This window comes from Xanthomonas citri pv. mangiferaeindicae (assembly GCA_002240395.1).
Classification (GTDB): Bacteria; Pseudomonadota; Gammaproteobacteria; order Xanthomonadales; family Xanthomonadaceae; genus Luteimonas; species Luteimonas citri_A.
The window spans coordinates 110412-125285 of record CP016836.1 but is presented as its reverse complement, the minus strand read 5'-3'; the positions used below and the strand labels follow the sequence as shown (position 1 = coordinate 125285).

The window sequence follows — 14874 nt, the reverse complement described above, 5'->3', positions numbered from 1 at the left end:
CCGTCCCGCGCCGCGTCATGGCGCCGTGGCGCAATCCGGAAAGCGGGCGAGATACTCGCGCAGCGGTGGCATCTTCAACTCGGCGCGCAACGCGTCGACCCGTTCCGCGTCTTCCAGCGGCTGCGGCGCGCGCCGGCCCTCACGACAGGTGACCTGGGTGCCGTAGCGCTGGCGCCCATTGAGCTTGAGCATGACCCGGTCGTAGAGAAAGCCGTAGCGGGTGGGCATCGGGCCGCCGGTGTGGCGCCGCTGCATGGCGAGCAGCGCCGCGTGCTGGAGATCAGGGCGCTGGTCGGCGTGCTGGACCAGCAGCCACAGCTGGGCCTGCGCCTGCTCCGGCAGTGCGGTGGGCGCGGGCCAGCCGTCGTGACGGGCCATCAGCTGCGCCGCGAATGTGGCGTTGTCCGCGTCCATCCGGCGCACATCGTCGCCGAGCGCGAACGCGTAGTTCGCATACAGCGGATCGCCGGGCGTCATCTCGCGGCCGGGCACGCCATCGAGGGCATAGCGCAGGATCTGGTCGTTGGTGGCGCGCCGTTGCAGGTCCGCGGCCACGGTGACGGCGTCGTCGGCGTCAGGCGCCGGGGCCTGGACTTGGGACACGATCTCCACCGCGCGGCGCAGGCCCAGCACGTACGGCCAGGCTTCCCGGGCGGACGTTTCGAAGGCCGACCAGTCGTCGAATGCGGCCGCCGTCGTTTCCGCATCCAGGATCAAGCCGCACCGCCGGTCCCCGTAGCAGGCCTCGGGGAGCGCCGCGGCGTCGATGCCACGCGTGCGTAAGCTGTCGCGCAGCGCCGCGGTGCGTGCACGCCGTGCGGCCTCGGCCCATCCCAGCAGCGTGTGCCAGTGCGCGCGCTCGGTCGGATCGGGCGAGAAGCGCGGCCGGATCCAGTCCAGGCGAGTCAGATCGACCGCCTGTTCGCTGGGAACACGATCGAGCAGCTCGGGCGTCGGCGTGCTGGCCCACGCGGTCGAACCGATAGCGAGCAACAGCAGCGCGCTCAGCGCTCGGCGCGTTGCGCGGTCCATCAAGCGGAGGTCGGCCGGGCAGGGTGCCCGGCCGATGACTCAGGCATCGGCATCGTCGACGACGATGATCTGCGCCGAGACCTGGGCCGAGAGCTGGGTCCGCGAGGTCGTGCCGCCGGCGACGGCGTCGATCTCGGTGTCGGTGAGGTCACGCGCGAGCTGGCGGCTGAGCAGGCGGAAGCTGCCGGGCGCGTTGTCGGCGGGCGAGTGGGGGCGGGTCCTGGCTTCGACATGGCGACGTCTCCTTTTCGATTCGCGGCGCCGTCGACATGGCGGCGTCCTTGGTGTCTTAGTCCATGACCGTCCCCTGTGTCAAATCATTCGGAAGGGCAGGCTCGCGGTGTCGGGCGCCGACGGGCCGCTCGCATGGTGGCCGCGGTCTGAGGTAGAACACCCGCATCACCATCGACGGAACGCCCTTCATGCCTGGACATCTACGCGTGATCACCCATCCCGGAGATGTCCATGCAGGCGCCGTGGCATGGGCACTTGCCGATCGCGGAATCGCGACCCGCTGGATGTGCCTGAGCGACTTTCCGGCGCGCGCGACCCACAGCTTCGAGCTGGGCGAGGCCGCGCGCGCGACAGCGGGCAGCCTGCCCGATGCCGACTGCGACTTCGTGTGGATCCGCAGGATCGGACGCTCGCCCGGCGTGCCGGAAGGCCTGGACGCCCGCGATGCGGAGGCTTGCCGCCGGGAAAGCGAGCGCTTCTTCTGGGGAATGCTGCATGTGCTCGCGCCGCAGGCCTGGTGGGTCAACCCGCTGACGAGCTTCATGACCAGCCGGCACAACAAATTGCATCAGCTGCGTCTGGCGCAGGCCTGCGGCATGACTGTGCCCCAGACGCTGGCGAGCAACGATCCGGCGCGTATCGGCGCGTTCGTGCGCGCGCACGGCGGCCGCGTCATCGCCAAGCCGTTCTTCCCGCATCTGTGGAACACGCGCGATGGCCGTTCGTACGAATATCTGTCCTCGCTGGTGACCGAGCAGGACCTGGCCGACCCACGCGTCCTGCAGGCGTCCCCGCTGATCTACCAGCACTTCATCGACAAGGCGTTCGAGGTGCGGGTGGCGGTCTTCGGGCAGGCGGTGATCGCCGCACGGCTGGATACGCGCGGCGATCCCGATCTGGCGGTGGACTGGCGCCACGCCGCCAAACATCCGACGGTGACACCGTTCCAGTTGCCCGATGATGTGCGCGAGGGCTGCCTGCGGGTCATGGCAATGTTGGGCCTTGTGCACGGCTCCTTCGACTTCATCGTCCGGCCGGATGGCGGCTTCGTCTTTCTGGAGGTCAACGAGTCGGGGCAATGCATGTGGATGGAGGAGGATTGCCCGGACCTGCCGGTGCTCTCTGCCCTCGTGGGCCTGTTCCTGGCACGCAGACCGGATTTCTCCAACGCGGACCTGGCGCAGTTTCCCTACCGGTTCGCGGCGTTCCGGGGGAGCCCGGACTACGAGGCATTCCTACAGGGCGCGGCCCAGGACCACCTGCCGGTGTCGATGGAGGGCGTGGTGTTCCAAGAGTGAAGCGCGTGCTCCGCGGATCGGTCCGGCCCGGCCCGGTGCAGCGCGGCGGGCAGGCTCACCCCTGGCGCGCTTGACGCAGCCACCGGCCGTCAGTTCGCTGTTGCATGCGTTTGCCGCCAGCCTTCGTTAGACATGGATTCGCCCGGGGCAGCCCCCGTCAGGCGCGCTCCCGTGCTGGAGACGCCGAGATTGAGTGAGCAACAGCAGGACTCCTTGACTTGGGCAAAAAAAAAGCACGCCCGCAAGGGGCGTGCTTTTCTGTCGCCTAGCGGTCTCCAAGGACACCGCGGCGGATGGATCAGGCCAGGCCGGCCTGCTTCATCACTTCGGCAGCGTAGTCCTCAACGACCTTCTCGATGCCTTCGCCGACGGCCAAGCGCTGGAAGCGCAGCACGTCCGCGCCGGCAGCCTTGAGCGTGGCCTCGACCGTCTTGTCGGTGTCGAGCACGTAGGGCTGGCCGTAGAGCGTGACCTCGTTGACGATCTTGTTGAGCTTGCCGCTGATGATCTTCTCGAGAATGTCGGCCGGCTTGTTCTTGTCCTTGTCGGACATCTTCGCCAGCTCGATTTCCTTTTCCTTTTCGATGAACTCGGCCGGGACATCGGCGGCCTTGTTGTGCGGCGGGTTCATCGCCGCGACGTGCATCGCCAGGCCGCGCGCCAGATCGGCGTCGCCGCCCTGCAGCTCGACCAGCACGCCGATGCGGCCGCCGTGGACGTAGGCTGCCAGGTTGTGGCTGCTTTCCATCCGCACGATGCGACGGACCTGCACATTCTCGCCGACCTTGGCGATGACGGCAGCGCGCGCTTCCTCGACGGTCTCGCCCGAGGCGAGCTTCGCGGCCTTCAGCGCGTCGATATCGGCAGCGCCCGAGGTGAGGGCGGCCTGGGCGACGGCCTCGGTGAAGCGCAGGAAGTTGTCATCCTTGGCGACGAAGTCGGTCTCGGAGTTGATCTCGACCAGCACCGCGGCGCGATCGTCCTGGGTGGCAACGATGCGGCCTTCGGCGGCAACGCGGTCGGCCTTCTTGTCGGCCTTGGCCAGGCCCGACTTGCGCAGGGCTTCGGCGGCGGCGTCGATGTCGCCGGCAGTCTCGCCCAGCGCCTTCTTGCACTCCATCATGCCGGCGCCGGTGCGCTCGCGCAGTTCCTTGACCAGGGATGCGGTGATTTCCATGGATGACCTCAGTGTTCGGTGGATGCGTCGGCCGTGCGGAGCACGGCCGGTCGTTGGCGGTCGCCGCTCGCAGGCGAACGGCGATCGCGCCGGAGGCGCTGCGGCTGCGCAGCATGGCGCAGCCGCATGTCGCGGCGATTACTCGGCCGCGGCTTCCTCGGTCTTCTTGCCGCGCGGGGCGCGGGCCGGCTTGTCGCCGCCTTCTGCAAACTCTTCCTCGCGCACGGTCGCCGCGCTCGGCGCGGCCGCCTTGCCTTCGAGCACGGCGTCGGCCGCGGCGTTGGCGTACAGCTGCACGGCGCGGATCGCGTCGTCGTTGCCCGGGATCGCGTAGTCCACCAGCGCCGGATCGTAGTTGGTGTCGACAACGGCGATGACCGGAATGCCGAGCTTCTTGGCTTCCTGGATCGCGATGTTCTCGTGGCCGATGTCGATGACGAACAGTGCGTCGGGCAGACGGTTCATTTCCTTGATGCCGCCCAGCGAGGCCTCGAGCTTGTCGCGCTCGCGACGCAGGCCCAGCACTTCGTGCTTGACCAGCTTGTCGAACGTGCCGTCGGTCTCGGCCGACTCGAGTTCCTTCAGGCGCGACACCGACTGCTTGACGGTGCGGAAGTTGGTCAGCGTGCCGCCCAGCCAGCGCTGGGTCATGTACGGCATGCCGCAACGCTCGGCTTCTTCCTTGATCGCCTCGCGCGCGCTGCGCTTGGTGCCGACGAACAGGATCATGCCGCGCTTCTGGGCGATGCCCGAGATGAAGTTCATCGCGTCGTTGAACAGCGGAACCGTCTTCTCGAGGTTGATGATGTGGATCTTGCCGCGGGCGCCGAAGATGTACGGCGACATCTTGGGGTTCCAGTAGCGCGTCTGGTGGCCGAAGTGCACGCCGGCTTCCAGCATCTGGCGCATGGTGATCTGAGGCATTTGGATAATCTCGTGATGGTGGAATCGAACGAAGCCGGTGTCGTGGCAAATCCGCACGTGAGATGTGCGGGACTTGGCGATCGAATTCGTCTCTCGATTCCGGGGTTGGGCCTCCCCGTCGCCTCCGTGGCCGAACCTCTTGCGAGGCACCCCGGCACGGGTCGATGCGACAGGTGTGTATTCGCCGGTGACGCCCGGCGTTGCGTGTCGGGCCCGACCAGCGGGCACGGCAAGCTCGGGATTCTAACCCGCACCGCTACCCGGACGCAATCTGTCCGGGTCTCCGGGCTCAGAAGCGGATGTCGACCCGGAGCGTGTCGCGGTACACCCCGGGAGGCGGCGTGGCCTGGGTCGGGTCGATCAGCGCCCGGTACGTGAAGCCCTGCGCGGTCGCGCCGGTGTGGACCCCGGGATTGAGCTCGGCGCCGGCGCTCGAGCGCCGCTCGGCACCGACGCTGCCCCAGCGCTCCCCCGAGGCCGCGCCCTTGTAGAGCGCGTAGCGCAGGAACTGGGTGGGCGCGAGGTCGTCGCGCATGCGCCGCCAACCTGCGGAGAAATGCTGCCCGTCGTCGATCCCGACCGTGTATGCGGCGCCTGCGCTGCAGCGGACGGTGATCTGTTGCACCACAGGCCCGAACGCACCGGCAAGCGGTGCGCTGCCGAAGTCCAGGGGCGGGGCCGAGATCGCGCAGTCGTTCTCCAGCCGCAACACGACGTTCACCGTCACCGGGATGCCGGTGCCCCAGTCGATCGGCGTCAGCAGGCCTGGGCGGACGAAACCCGGACTCTGCGAGTAGGCGCAGACCGGCCCGAGGCCGAGCGTGCAGATCGAGAAGTACCAGCGCAGATTGACCGTGCCGGTGTAGGTGCCCGCGCGCAGGCCCGGGGTGGGGGCGGTGCGGATGTACAGCGGCAGGCTACCGCCCGGTCCGCTGAAGAGGTTGAGCAGGTTCAGCGCCGAGAAGTCGAATTCCTGGCCCTGGCCGATCTGCGGCCCGGTGCTCTGCGCCAGCACCGTGAACGGGATCGGCGGGCCGCCGCCGCTGTGGGCCAACTGGAAGGTCGAGCCTTCCAACCGCACCTTGATGTACGAGGCGCTGAGCAAGGCCAGCGCACTGCACGCCAGGCCGCCGCTGCCGGCCGCCTGGCGCGGACTCTGGGCCAATGCCAGCGTGCCGGTCGTGCCGAGGTCGGCCTGTGCGCTCGCCACCGTGCACGAACCGGTGTCCTGCGCGTGCAGGCCACCAGCCATGCACAGCGCCAGGACGAATATCAGCCGGCCCAGCAGCCGGCTGTACGAAGGCGAGGTGGCAGGCACGCGCGGGCGCATCATCGACAGGCCAGTGGGCCAATCCGTGCCAGCCCCTCCACCTCGGCGTCGAGCGCAAAGCGCGCAGTGCAGGGCGGTTCGCCGGCGGGGTGTGCGGTGAGGGTGTTGTCGGACGCCAGTCGCGACAGGTAGACCAGCCCGTCCCAGCCGACATGGGCTTGTTCACCCTGATCGCTGGTCACCGGCGTGCCCGGCGCGAGTTCGACGCCCCTGGCATCGTGCAGCGTCACCAGGGCGGCGCGGGCGCGCTCGACCGGGAAGCGCATCACAAAGCCGCTGCCGCGGCGGACCGCGACGCGCTGCTCGACGACCGGCGTGTGCACATGTGCGGGCAGTTGCAGCGGATCGATCTCGAACTTCGCCGCGTAGTGCGCGCCTGACCAGGGCACCAGCAGCCGGCCGTTGCGGTCGGTCGTGCCCACGGTCACGTTCTCGTAGCGGACCGGGATGTCCGCAAAGCCGTTGGTGTCGACCACCACGAAAGCATCGGAGATCCGGTTCGACAGGAAGGTGCCGCCATCCATGTGCACGACAGCACCGGCGGCATTGGCCCACAGCGTGTGCGCGCCGCCGCTGCCACGCAGGCCACCGCCGAGTTGGACATGGCGGCCGCGCCATAGCGTGTCGAGCTGGAGCTGATCGTCGCCGCCGGCGAAGCGGCTGTAGCCCAGCCCCAGCCCCAGGCCGCCATCGCTGGGGACCGGGCGGGTGTAGCGCAGCCGTTGTGCATCGCCGCGACCGCTGGCGTGATCGTGGGTCGCGGTGACGTTGCCGTTCCGCAGCGAGACGACGACCTGCGCGACCGCCGACCAGGTCCCAGCGTCGATGTCGCGGTTGCCCGACAGGTAGAACCCGACGTCCCGCCAAGGCGACACGCTCCACGACAGGTTGACCAGCCGGGTGCGCGAGGCGTCCGCATTCTCCAGCGCGACATGGCCCAGGCCCACGCTTCCCCAGCGCCCGAGCGCCAGGCTGCCGGCGACCACCGTCGTGCGTGGCCGGAACGGCAATGTGGCCCGTGGGTCGTAGCGTGCGAGGTCGACAAAGGCGTCGTCGCTGCGCTGGTGCTGCGCCGACAGCGTGAATCCGCGGCGTGCGTACTGGTAGCCGACATCGAACTGCGTGCCCGACCGGCCATCCGAGGTGCTGTGACTGTAGGCGGCATTGACGATGCCCAGCATGCCCAGCCGGACCACGCCGCCGGCGCCGAGCCGGACCAGATCGTCCGCCGCCTCGCCGAGCGCCTCAACCGTCAGCGCATCGGTGAGCCCGCGGCTGTAGGCCGCCGAGGCGACGACCGGGCCGTAGGCGAAGTCCTGGAGCCCATAATCGCGGCGCAGGGCGCCGACCGAGAGCGCGAAGTCGCTCAGTCCGGGCGCAAGCAGTTGGCTGCTGACGTAGAACGGCACGGCCGTGGCGACCTGTCGGCCCAGCGCATCGGTGACTACGACCACCGCCTCGCCGGCCCCATTGATGAACGGCACGTCGGTCAGCGCGAAGGGGCCGGGGTCGACGCGTTCGCGCGCGGCGAGATTGCCGTTGACATACAGGTCGACCGCGGACGGGACGCCGGCCTGGCCCGCGAACTGCGGCAGCGGATAGGTGACGATGTCGGGCCTGAGCGAGAAATCGCGCGAGAACTGCACGCCGCCGATTCTTACCGGCGAGGTCCAGGCCGGCCCGCGCGTGATCAGGTCGCCCGCTTCCCAGAGTCGCGCATGGCCCTCGTCGATCCGCTGCCAACGGGTGTCGTAGCGCACGAACGACGGGCCGCTGCCACCGTGGCGCCAAGCCCCTGACGACGACAGCGTACCGGCTTCGCCGAACAGTCGCAGATCGGTCCACAGCGAGGCGGCGGTGGACGCGTCCGCGGCCCGCGTGGCGTAGAGATCGTAGTTGAGCAGCAGCCCGCGGCCGGACTGCGACGGATGCCGGGTGAGCCCGCTGTCACTGTCGACGTGTTGCAGCGGCAGCCAGTCAACAGGCACATCGAGGCGCAGGCGCAGGTGGGCGATGTCATAGGCGACGGTCACGCCCGGCAGGCGGTCGACCGCGACCCGGCCGTCGCGATCCGGCGCGTCGACGCGCACGTGCAGGGCGCGCAGCGCAGCCGCATCGACCAGGTAATGGCCGTCGCGCAACTCGACCGGTACCACGCGCCCCGACGCCAGCCCGTTGACGACCAGTTCCAGGTGCACCACGCCCTCGCCGATGGCATCGGTTGCCTGCGGGGGCGGTGGCAGCTGGCCCGGCGGACCGGCCTGGGTCGTCAACGCCGGTGCCAGTCCTGCGTACAACAGTGCCGGCGCCAGCCGCACGGACGCCGAGCCCGGCATCAGCGATCCGACCCTGACATGCGAGGAATCGTGCGCAGGCGGCGGTGATCGTCCACATGCGCCTCAAGCGTGCCTTCGGCCTGCGCGGCATCGGTCAGGGCCCAGCGCGCGACGCTGCCGGCCAGCACATACCCCAGTTGCGCGTTCTGCAAGGGGACGTGCGCACCGCGCTGCCGGCGGAACCCCAGGCCGGTCAGGCGCGCATGGCGGTGGCCGTGGTTGTGCACCAGCAAAAAGGTCCGGCCCTCGCGTTGCTCGAGCGTCCATGCCAGTTGCGGCCCGTCGTGTGCGGCGGTCTCGCCGAGGACGAACAGCGGGATCGAGTAGCGGAACTGGAAGCGCACCCCGGCCGGCGTATCCGCCTGGGCCGTGTCCGACGCCTGGACGGGAATCTCGTCGACCACGACCCGGTAGGCGAGCTCGCGGGGCACCGGCGTTGGCGCGGTCCGGGTCAGCCGGACCAACTGCCGCTGGCCCGGCGCGATACGAGTCATCGGCGGCGATCCGACGATGTCGTGCTGGACGCGATAGTCGTCCTCGCCATCGACCTGTTGCCAGGCGAACACGCGCAGTTGCAGGTGCGCGGTGGTCCGCCCTTGGTTCTCGATCCACAGCGCGGCGGCCTGTTCGCCGGGCCGGATGGTCGGATTGACCGGCCAGATCAGCAGCGAATTGGCTGCAGGGCTCGCGGTCGCCGCCAGCGCCAGCATTGCGGCGATCAGCCAGCGGACAATGGCGCAAGTTGGGCCTTGGCGGCAGGGATGGATCGGCATGACAGGTCCTTGTCGATGGCCAGGCGCAGGGCCTCACCAGTCCAGCGTCACGGTGACGGTATCGGTGTAGGTCCCGGGCAGGGCGTCTCCAGGCAGTGCCAGCCGGCCGTGGACCGGCAATGAGACGCCGAGCAATCCGCTGCCGGGTACGGTGATCGCCTGCGCCTGATCGATCGCGATTTCCTGGGTGAATGCAGCATCGCGATACAACCGGTACGGGATGCGGCGATCGACCGAGGCATGACGCAGTTGCCGCACTCCCCCGGCCGCATGCGCGCCGCCGTCGATGCGCATGCGCATCACCACCCCGGCTGTGCAGCGCAGCGTGACGACCTGCGTGGCGCCGGCATTGGCCGTGCGCACGGCGCTCGACAGTGCACTGTCGGTACCGAAATCGAGCGTCGCCATCACGCCCGCGGCGCCGCTGCTGCCCAGGCCGTCGATCGCGCAGCCCGGAATCACCGTGGCCGAGACCGGGAAGGTGGCCTGGGTCTGGGCGCCCAATCCCCAGGGCACCAGCGTCAGCAGGCCCGCGAACAGCGCGCCGGCGACGCGAGCCCCAGCATGTGGCGTGCCGGCGTGCAGGGATGCGCGCGCCACGGCTGCTTAGAGCGTGATCACGACGCCGATGACATCGGTGTAGGTGCCCGGCAGCAGTGCGGCGCCACCGAAGGCACGCCCGTAGACGTTCACCGTCTGCGCGCTGCCGTCGGCCGGCAGTGTCAGCGCGGCACCCTCGGCGATCACCGTCGAGCGGCCGGCGTCGGAGTACAGCTCATAGCTGATGAAACGTGCGTCCGCGCCGCCCTGCAGCGCCAGGGCGCGGCTGCCGTCGCCGTCGGGTGCGGCCCCGGGATTGAGCCCGCCATCGAAGGTGATGCTCGGGGCCACGCCTTCCGAGCACCGGATCGTGATTGCGCTGCCCGCGTTCTGCACCTCGGCATCGGCCTGGTCGAAGACGGTGGTCTCGGTGCCGAAATCGAGCGTGCCCAGGGTGCCGACGCTGCCTCCGTCGGCGGTGTCGACGCCGTTGATGATGCAGCCGGCCTGCAAAGTCATGGTGGCGTCGATCTGTCCGGTGATCTCGGCCTGGGCGGTCGTACCACACAACCCAAGCAGGGCGGCGGCGGTCAATGGCATCAAGCGCATGGGACATCTCCGTCTTGTGGGATCGGAAGGACATGCGGGCGAGGAGCGACCGGCGTGCGGTCGTCGAAAGCTGGACGCTGGGGCGGCAGGGCCGCGGTGGCAATGTCGGCGTCCAATGGCGGTCTCCTGTCCGCGCTGCCCGAGGCCGTTGCGGCCCGGCAGCGTCACTGCGTATTCATCAAAAAGGCAGTGCATCCTGTGCGCAGCCATACTGAAACGCCCGTCGGTGAAGGGGCCGTGAGTCGGTTGGTGACCCGTGGCCATGGGCGTGCCATGCCGGATGCCGCGGCCCCGCGCGCGGCAGGCCGGAGCGATCTGCGATAATGGCCGGATGAGCATTCAGACCAAGACGCCCGACGAGATCGAGAAGATGCGCGTGGCCGGCCGCCTGGCCGCCGAAGTCCTGCAGATCGTCGCCCCGCACGTCAAACCCGGGGTGACCACCGACGAGCTCGACCGCATCTGCTACGAGCACATCGTCAACGTACAGGGCGCGATCCCGGCGAACGTCGGCTACAAGGGCTATCCCAAGACCACCTGCATCTCGGCCAACAATGTCATCTGCCACGGCATCCCGAGCGATGCCAAGGTGCTCAAGGACGGGGACATCATCAATATCGACGTGACCGTCATCAAGGATGGCTGGCACGGCGACACCAGCCGCATGTATTTCGTCGGCACACCGTCGGTGATGGCCAAACGGCTGGTCGAGGTGACCCGCGAGGCGATGTGGCGCGGCATCCGCGCGGTACGGCCGGGCGCCACGCTCGGCGATGTCGGCCACGCGATCCAGAAGTACGCCGAAAGCGAGCGTTTCAGCGTCGTGCGCGAGTACTGCGGCCACGGCATCGGCAAGGTCTACCACGACGAGCCGCAGGTGCTGCACTACGGCACGCCGGGCACCGGCGTCGTGCTCAAGGAAGGCATGACCTTCACGATCGAGCCGATGATCAACGAGGGCACGCGCTTCACCAAGGTGCTGCCCGACGGGTGGACGGTGGTCACCAAGGACCGCAAGCTCTCGGCGCAGTGGGAGCACACGGTCGCGGTCACCGCCGACGGCGTCGACGTGTTGACCCGGATTCCGGGCGACGACAACGACGCGTTCCTCTGACGTGGGCGAGCGCACCGCCGCCACCGCACCTGCCGCCGACGTCGGCGACGCGGCCTGGGTAGCGGAGGCGCGCGACGCGCTCGCCGCGCACGACGCGCGGCTGATCCAGGGCTTCGACGCCGGCCAGCACATCGATCGGCTGCTGGCCGCACGCGCCAACGCCGTCGACGGTTGGGTGCGCAAGGCCTGGGCGCGCTGTATTCCCGGCGAGGCGGTGCTGGCGCTGTTCGCGGTCGGGGGGTACGGCCGCGGCGAACTGTTCCCGCATTCGGACATCGACCTGCTCATCGTCGGCGAGCCGCAGGTGCAGGCCGCGCACGCACAGGCGCTGAGTCGGATGCTGGCGCTGTTGTGGGACCTGGGGCTGCCGGTCGGCCATGCGGTGCGCAGCTTTGCGGAGTGCACCGAGGCAGCCGCCGATGCGACGGTGCTGACCGCGCTGCTGGAGGCGCGTCCGCTGCTGGCCAATATCGGCGAAGTGCGCGCGCTGATGGATGCGATCGCCGACCCGAAGGTCTGGCCGGCGGCCGAGTTTTTCCACGCCAAGCGGCGCGAGCTCGAAGTCCGCCACGCGCGCTTCGGCGACACCGCCGACAACCTCGAGCCCAACATCAAGGACGGCCCCGGCGGCCTGCGCGACGTGCACAACCTGCGCTGGATGGCGCGCCGCGTCCTCGGCATCTACGGCCTGGAAGAGCTGATTGCGCTCGGCCAGCTCGGGGTCGACGAGCACGCCACGCTCGAACGCGAGCGGCGCACGCTCTCGCGGCTGCGCTTCGGGCTGCACTTGGTCGCCGGCAAGGCCGAGGAGCGGCTGCGCTTCGATTACCAGAAGGCGCTGGCCGCGCGGCTGCACCATGTCGAACAGGCCGACAACCCGCTGGTCGAGAAGATGATGCAGGAGTTCTACCGCAGTGCCGCGGTGGTACAGCGGATCAGCGAACGCCTGCTGCAGCGCTTCGAGGAACAGATCGAGGGCGAGGGCGCGCTGCGGCCGCTCGATGCCGAGTTCGGCGTGCAGCGCGGCTACCTGGTGGCGCGCGACGATGTCTGGCCCGGCGGCGACATCGCGCGGGTGTTCGATCTGTTCGCGATCTGGGCCGACCGGCAGGAGCTGCGCGGCCTGCACTCGCAGACCGCGCGCGCGCTGGCCGAATCGTTGCACGCGTTGCCGTCGTGGCGCAGCGCCTCGCCGGTGCTGCGCGAGCAGTTCATGGCCCTGCTGCGTGGGCCCACGCCGGTGCGTACGCTCGAGCGCATGGCCAGGCTCGGCGTGCTGGGCGTGTGGATTCCCGAGTTCGCCAATGTCACCGGGCGGATGCAGTTCGACCTGTTCCACGCCTACACCGTCGATCAACACACGCTGGCGGTGCTGCGCAACATCGCCAGTTTCGCCTCCGAGGCGCCGGACGAGCGGTTCTCCACCGCGCACGAAGTGTGGCCGCAGTTGCGCAAGCCCGAACTGTTGCTGCTGGCCGGCCTGTTCCACGACATCGGCAAGGGGCGCGGCGGCGACCATTCGGAACTGGGCGCGGTCGATGCGCGCGCGTTCTGCGAGGGCCATGGGCTGGGCGAGACCGACACCGCGCTGGTGGAATGGCTGGTGCGGCGCCACCTGCTGATGTCGACCAGCGCGCAGAAGCTCGACATCTCCGACCCGGCCGTGATCCACAAGTTCGCCGCCGAGGTCGCCGACCGCGAACGGCTGGATTACCTGTACCTGCTGACCTGCGCCGACATCGCCGGCACCTCGCCCAAGCTGTGGAACGCCTGGAAGGACCGGCTGCTGACCGATCTGCGCAGTGCCACGCGGCTGGCGCTGCGCCGGGGCCTCGAGCACCCGGTGGCGGCGATCGAGCGTATCGCCGAAGCGCGCGACCGCGCCCGCGGGCTGCTCTCGGCTCACGGCATCGACGATGCCCAGGCCGACGTCCTGTTCGCGCGGATTCCGCAGGAGAGTTTCCTGCGCGGGCGCGCCGACCAGGTGGTCTGGCAGGCGCTGGCGCTGCGCGACAGTGCCCAGGGCGGGCTGGTGGTGCGTGTGCGCCGGCTCGCGGCCGGGGCGCAGGCGCTGGAGGTGTTCGTGCATTCGCCCGATCGCGACGGCCTGTTCTCGGCGATCGTGATCACGCTCGACCGTCTGGGTCTGGCGATCCAGCAGGCACGTGCGCTTGACGGGCCGGGCGGCACGATCTTCGACGTCTTCCAGGTGTTGCCGATGGACACGCGCAATCCGCTGGAACTGACCGCGATCGAGCGCAAGCTCGCCACCGTGCTCGGCGGGGCGCTCGATCTGCGCCCGGCGCGTCGTGCCCAGCCGCGTCACCTGCGGCACTTCCGCGTGCCGCCACGCATCGAATTCAATCCCGGTGCCGACGGACGACACACAGTCTTCAGCCTGGTGTGCACCGACCGGCCGGGCCTGCTGGCCGATGTCGCCCATGTGCTGCGCCAGCACGGCATTCGCGTACACGATGCGCGCGTGGCGACGTTCGGCGAACGCGTCGAGGACGTGTTCCGGCTCGTCGGCGCCGACGGCCAGCCGCTCGACGAGGCGGCGCAGGAGACGCTGCGCACTGCATTGCTCGCTTCGATCGACGGTGACATGGCACGATAGCGCCCCTGTTTTTCCCCACGAAGATCCGCCATGACCCACGCGCTGCAGACATTGATCGAGGACGCGTTCGCGCGTCGCGCCGAGCTCACCGCCCAGGAGATCGGCGATGCGGTCAAACCGGCGGTCGAACAGGCGATGGCCGGCCTGGAGTCGGGCGAGCTGCGCGTCGCCCAGCCTGATGGCAACGGCGGCTGGCAGGTCAACGAGTGGCTCAAGAAGGCGGTGCTGCTGTACTTCCGCAGCAACGACATGGCGGTGATCGACGCCCAGCCCGCACCGTTTTGGGACAAGGTCGAGGCGCGCTTTGCCGGTTTCGATGAAGCGCGTTTCAAGGCCGCCGGCGTGCGCGTGGTGCCGGGCGCCGCGGTGCGCCGCGGCACTTACTTCGGCCGCGACGTGGTGCTGATGCCGAGCTTCGTCAACATCGGCGCTTACGTGGGCGAGGGCACGATGGTCGACACCTGGGCCACGGTGGGCTCGTGCGCGCAGATCGGCAAGCATGTGCATCTGTCGGGCGGCGCCGGCATTGGCGGCGTACTCGAGCCGCTGCAGGCCAGCCCGACGATCATCGAGGACCACTGCTTCATCGGCGCGCGCTCGGAGGTCGTCGAGGGTGTCGTCGTCGGTCACCACAGCGTGATTGGCATGGGCGTGTTCCTCGGCCAGTCGACGCGCATCTACGACCGCGCGACCGGCGAGATCTCCTACGGTTACGTGCCGCCGGGCAGCGTCGTGGTCTCGGGCCAGCTGCCGGCCAAGGACGGCTCGCATTCGCTGTACTGCGCGGTCATCGTCAAGCAGGTCGATGAAAAGACCCGCAGCAAGACCTCGGTCAACGAGTTGCTGCGCGGCCTGGCCGACTGAGCCGGCCGACGACCTCATGCCGGGTC

12 protein-coding genes are annotated in these 14874 nt (G+C 69.3%); 4 read left to right on the top strand and 8 right to left on the bottom strand.

Annotated features, from left to right (window positions below):
* Nucleotides 1-15 precede the first annotated feature (15 nt).
* On the bottom strand, nt 16-1032 hold the full coding sequence (locus BEN78_00555; GenBank protein ASR42125.1) for a hypothetical protein: 1017 nt from the start codon (nt 1030-1032) through the stop codon (nt 16-18).
* A gap of 518 nt (nt 1033-1550) precedes the next feature.
* Between BEN78_00555 and BEN78_00550 the strand changes: the two genes are divergently transcribed.
* Nucleotides 1551-2564, top strand: coding sequence for a hypothetical protein (locus tag BEN78_00550; protein ASR42124.1), 1014 nt, complete (start codon nt 1551-1553; stop codon nt 2562-2564).
* Nucleotides 2565-2862: 298 nt separating this feature from the next.
* On the opposite strand, the gene BEN78_00545 is transcribed toward BEN78_00550, so the two are convergent.
* The 7 genes from BEN78_00545 to BEN78_00515 form a co-directional block, all read right to left on the bottom strand.
* Nucleotides 2863-3741 carry a translation elongation factor Ts gene (locus BEN78_00545; GenBank protein ID ASR42123.1) on the bottom strand — a complete coding sequence of 293 codons (879 nt, stop codon included), beginning with the start codon at nt 3739-3741 and terminating at the stop codon, nt 2863-2865.
* A gap of 138 nt (nt 3742-3879) precedes the next feature.
* Complete coding sequence (locus BEN78_00540) at nt 3880-4665, bottom strand: 30S ribosomal protein S2 (protein ID ASR42122.1); 786 nt, start codon at nt 4663-4665, stop codon at nt 3880-3882.
* A 289-nt stretch (nt 4666-4954) separates the two neighbouring features.
* A complete protein-coding gene (locus BEN78_00535; protein ASR42121.1) occupies nt 4955-5998 on the bottom strand; it encodes a hypothetical protein in 1044 nt (347 codons plus the stop codon).
* Complete coding sequence (locus BEN78_00530; protein ASR42120.1) at nt 5995-8331, bottom strand: hypothetical protein; 2337 nt, start codon at nt 8329-8331, stop codon at nt 5995-5997. The genes BEN78_00535 and BEN78_00530 overlap by 4 nt, the downstream gene beginning before the upstream one ends.
* Nucleotides 8331-9104 (bottom strand): hypothetical protein, encoded by a 774-nt coding sequence (locus tag BEN78_00525; GenBank protein ASR42119.1) that lies wholly within the window; start codon nt 9102-9104, stop codon nt 8331-8333. Before BEN78_00525 ends, BEN78_00530 begins: the two co-directional genes overlap by 1 nt.
* 33 nt (nt 9105-9137) lie before the next feature.
* On the bottom strand, nt 9138-9689 hold the full coding sequence (locus tag BEN78_00520) for a hypothetical protein (GenBank protein ID ASR44803.1): 552 nt from the start codon (nt 9687-9689) through the stop codon (nt 9138-9140).
* Between the two features lie 21 nt (nt 9690-9710).
* On the bottom strand, nt 9711-10253 hold the full coding sequence (locus BEN78_00515; GenBank protein ID ASR42118.1) for a hypothetical protein: 543 nt from the start codon (nt 10251-10253) through the stop codon (nt 9711-9713).
* 331 nt (nt 10254-10584) lie between these two features.
* Between BEN78_00515 and BEN78_00510 the strand changes: the two genes are divergently transcribed.
* From BEN78_00510 to BEN78_00500, 3 genes are read left to right on the top strand one after another with little or no spacing between them, the layout of a single operon-like run.
* Nucleotides 10585-11367, top strand: a complete 783-nt coding sequence (locus tag BEN78_00510; protein ASR42117.1) for a type I methionyl aminopeptidase — start codon at nt 10585-10587, stop codon at nt 11365-11367.
* 1 nt (nt 11368) lies between these two features.
* Nucleotides 11369-13984, top strand: coding sequence for a [protein-PII] uridylyltransferase (locus tag BEN78_00505; GenBank protein ASR42116.1), 2616 nt, complete (start codon nt 11369-11371; stop codon nt 13982-13984).
* A gap of 30 nt (nt 13985-14014) precedes the next feature.
* Entirely contained in the window at nt 14015-14848 is an 834-nt protein-coding gene (locus BEN78_00500; protein ID ASR42115.1) for a 2,3,4,5-tetrahydropyridine-2,6-dicarboxylate N-succinyltransferase, read from the top strand.
* Nucleotides 14849-14874: the final 26 nt, after the last annotated feature.

Bases quoted from the DNA above. Each gene is read 5' to 3' on its own strand.
- BEN78_00555 (ASR42125.1), bottom strand. From the start codon at position 1,032: ATGGACCGCGCAACGCGCCGAGCGCTGAGCGCGCTGCTGTTGCTCGCT.
- BEN78_00550 (ASR42124.1), top strand. From the start codon at position 1,551: ATGTGCCTGAGCGACTTTCCGGCGCGCGCGACCCACAGCTTCGAGCTG.
- BEN78_00545 (ASR42123.1), bottom strand. From the start codon at position 3,741: ATGGAAATCACCGCATCCCTGGTCAAGGAACTGCGCGAGCGCACCGGC.
- BEN78_00540 (ASR42122.1), bottom strand. From the start codon at position 4,665: ATGCCTCAGATCACCATGCGCCAGATGCTGGAAGCCGGCGTGCACTTC.
- BEN78_00535 (ASR42121.1), bottom strand. From the start codon at position 5,998: ATGATGCGCCCGCGCGTGCCTGCCACCTCGCCTTCGTACAGCCGGCTG.
- BEN78_00530 (ASR42120.1), bottom strand. From the start codon at position 8,331: ATGCCGGGCTCGGCGTCCGTGCGGCTGGCGCCGGCACTGTTGTACGCA.
- BEN78_00525 (ASR42119.1), bottom strand. From the start codon at position 9,104: ATGCCGATCCATCCCTGCCGCCAAGGCCCAACTTGCGCCATTGTCCGC.
- BEN78_00515 (ASR42118.1), bottom strand. From the start codon at position 10,253: ATGCGCTTGATGCCATTGACCGCCGCCGCCCTGCTTGGGTTGTGTGGT.
- BEN78_00510 (ASR42117.1), top strand. From the start codon at position 10,585: ATGAGCATTCAGACCAAGACGCCCGACGAGATCGAGAAGATGCGCGTG.
- BEN78_00500 (ASR42115.1), top strand. From the start codon at position 14,015: ATGACCCACGCGCTGCAGACATTGATCGAGGACGCGTTCGCGCGTCGC.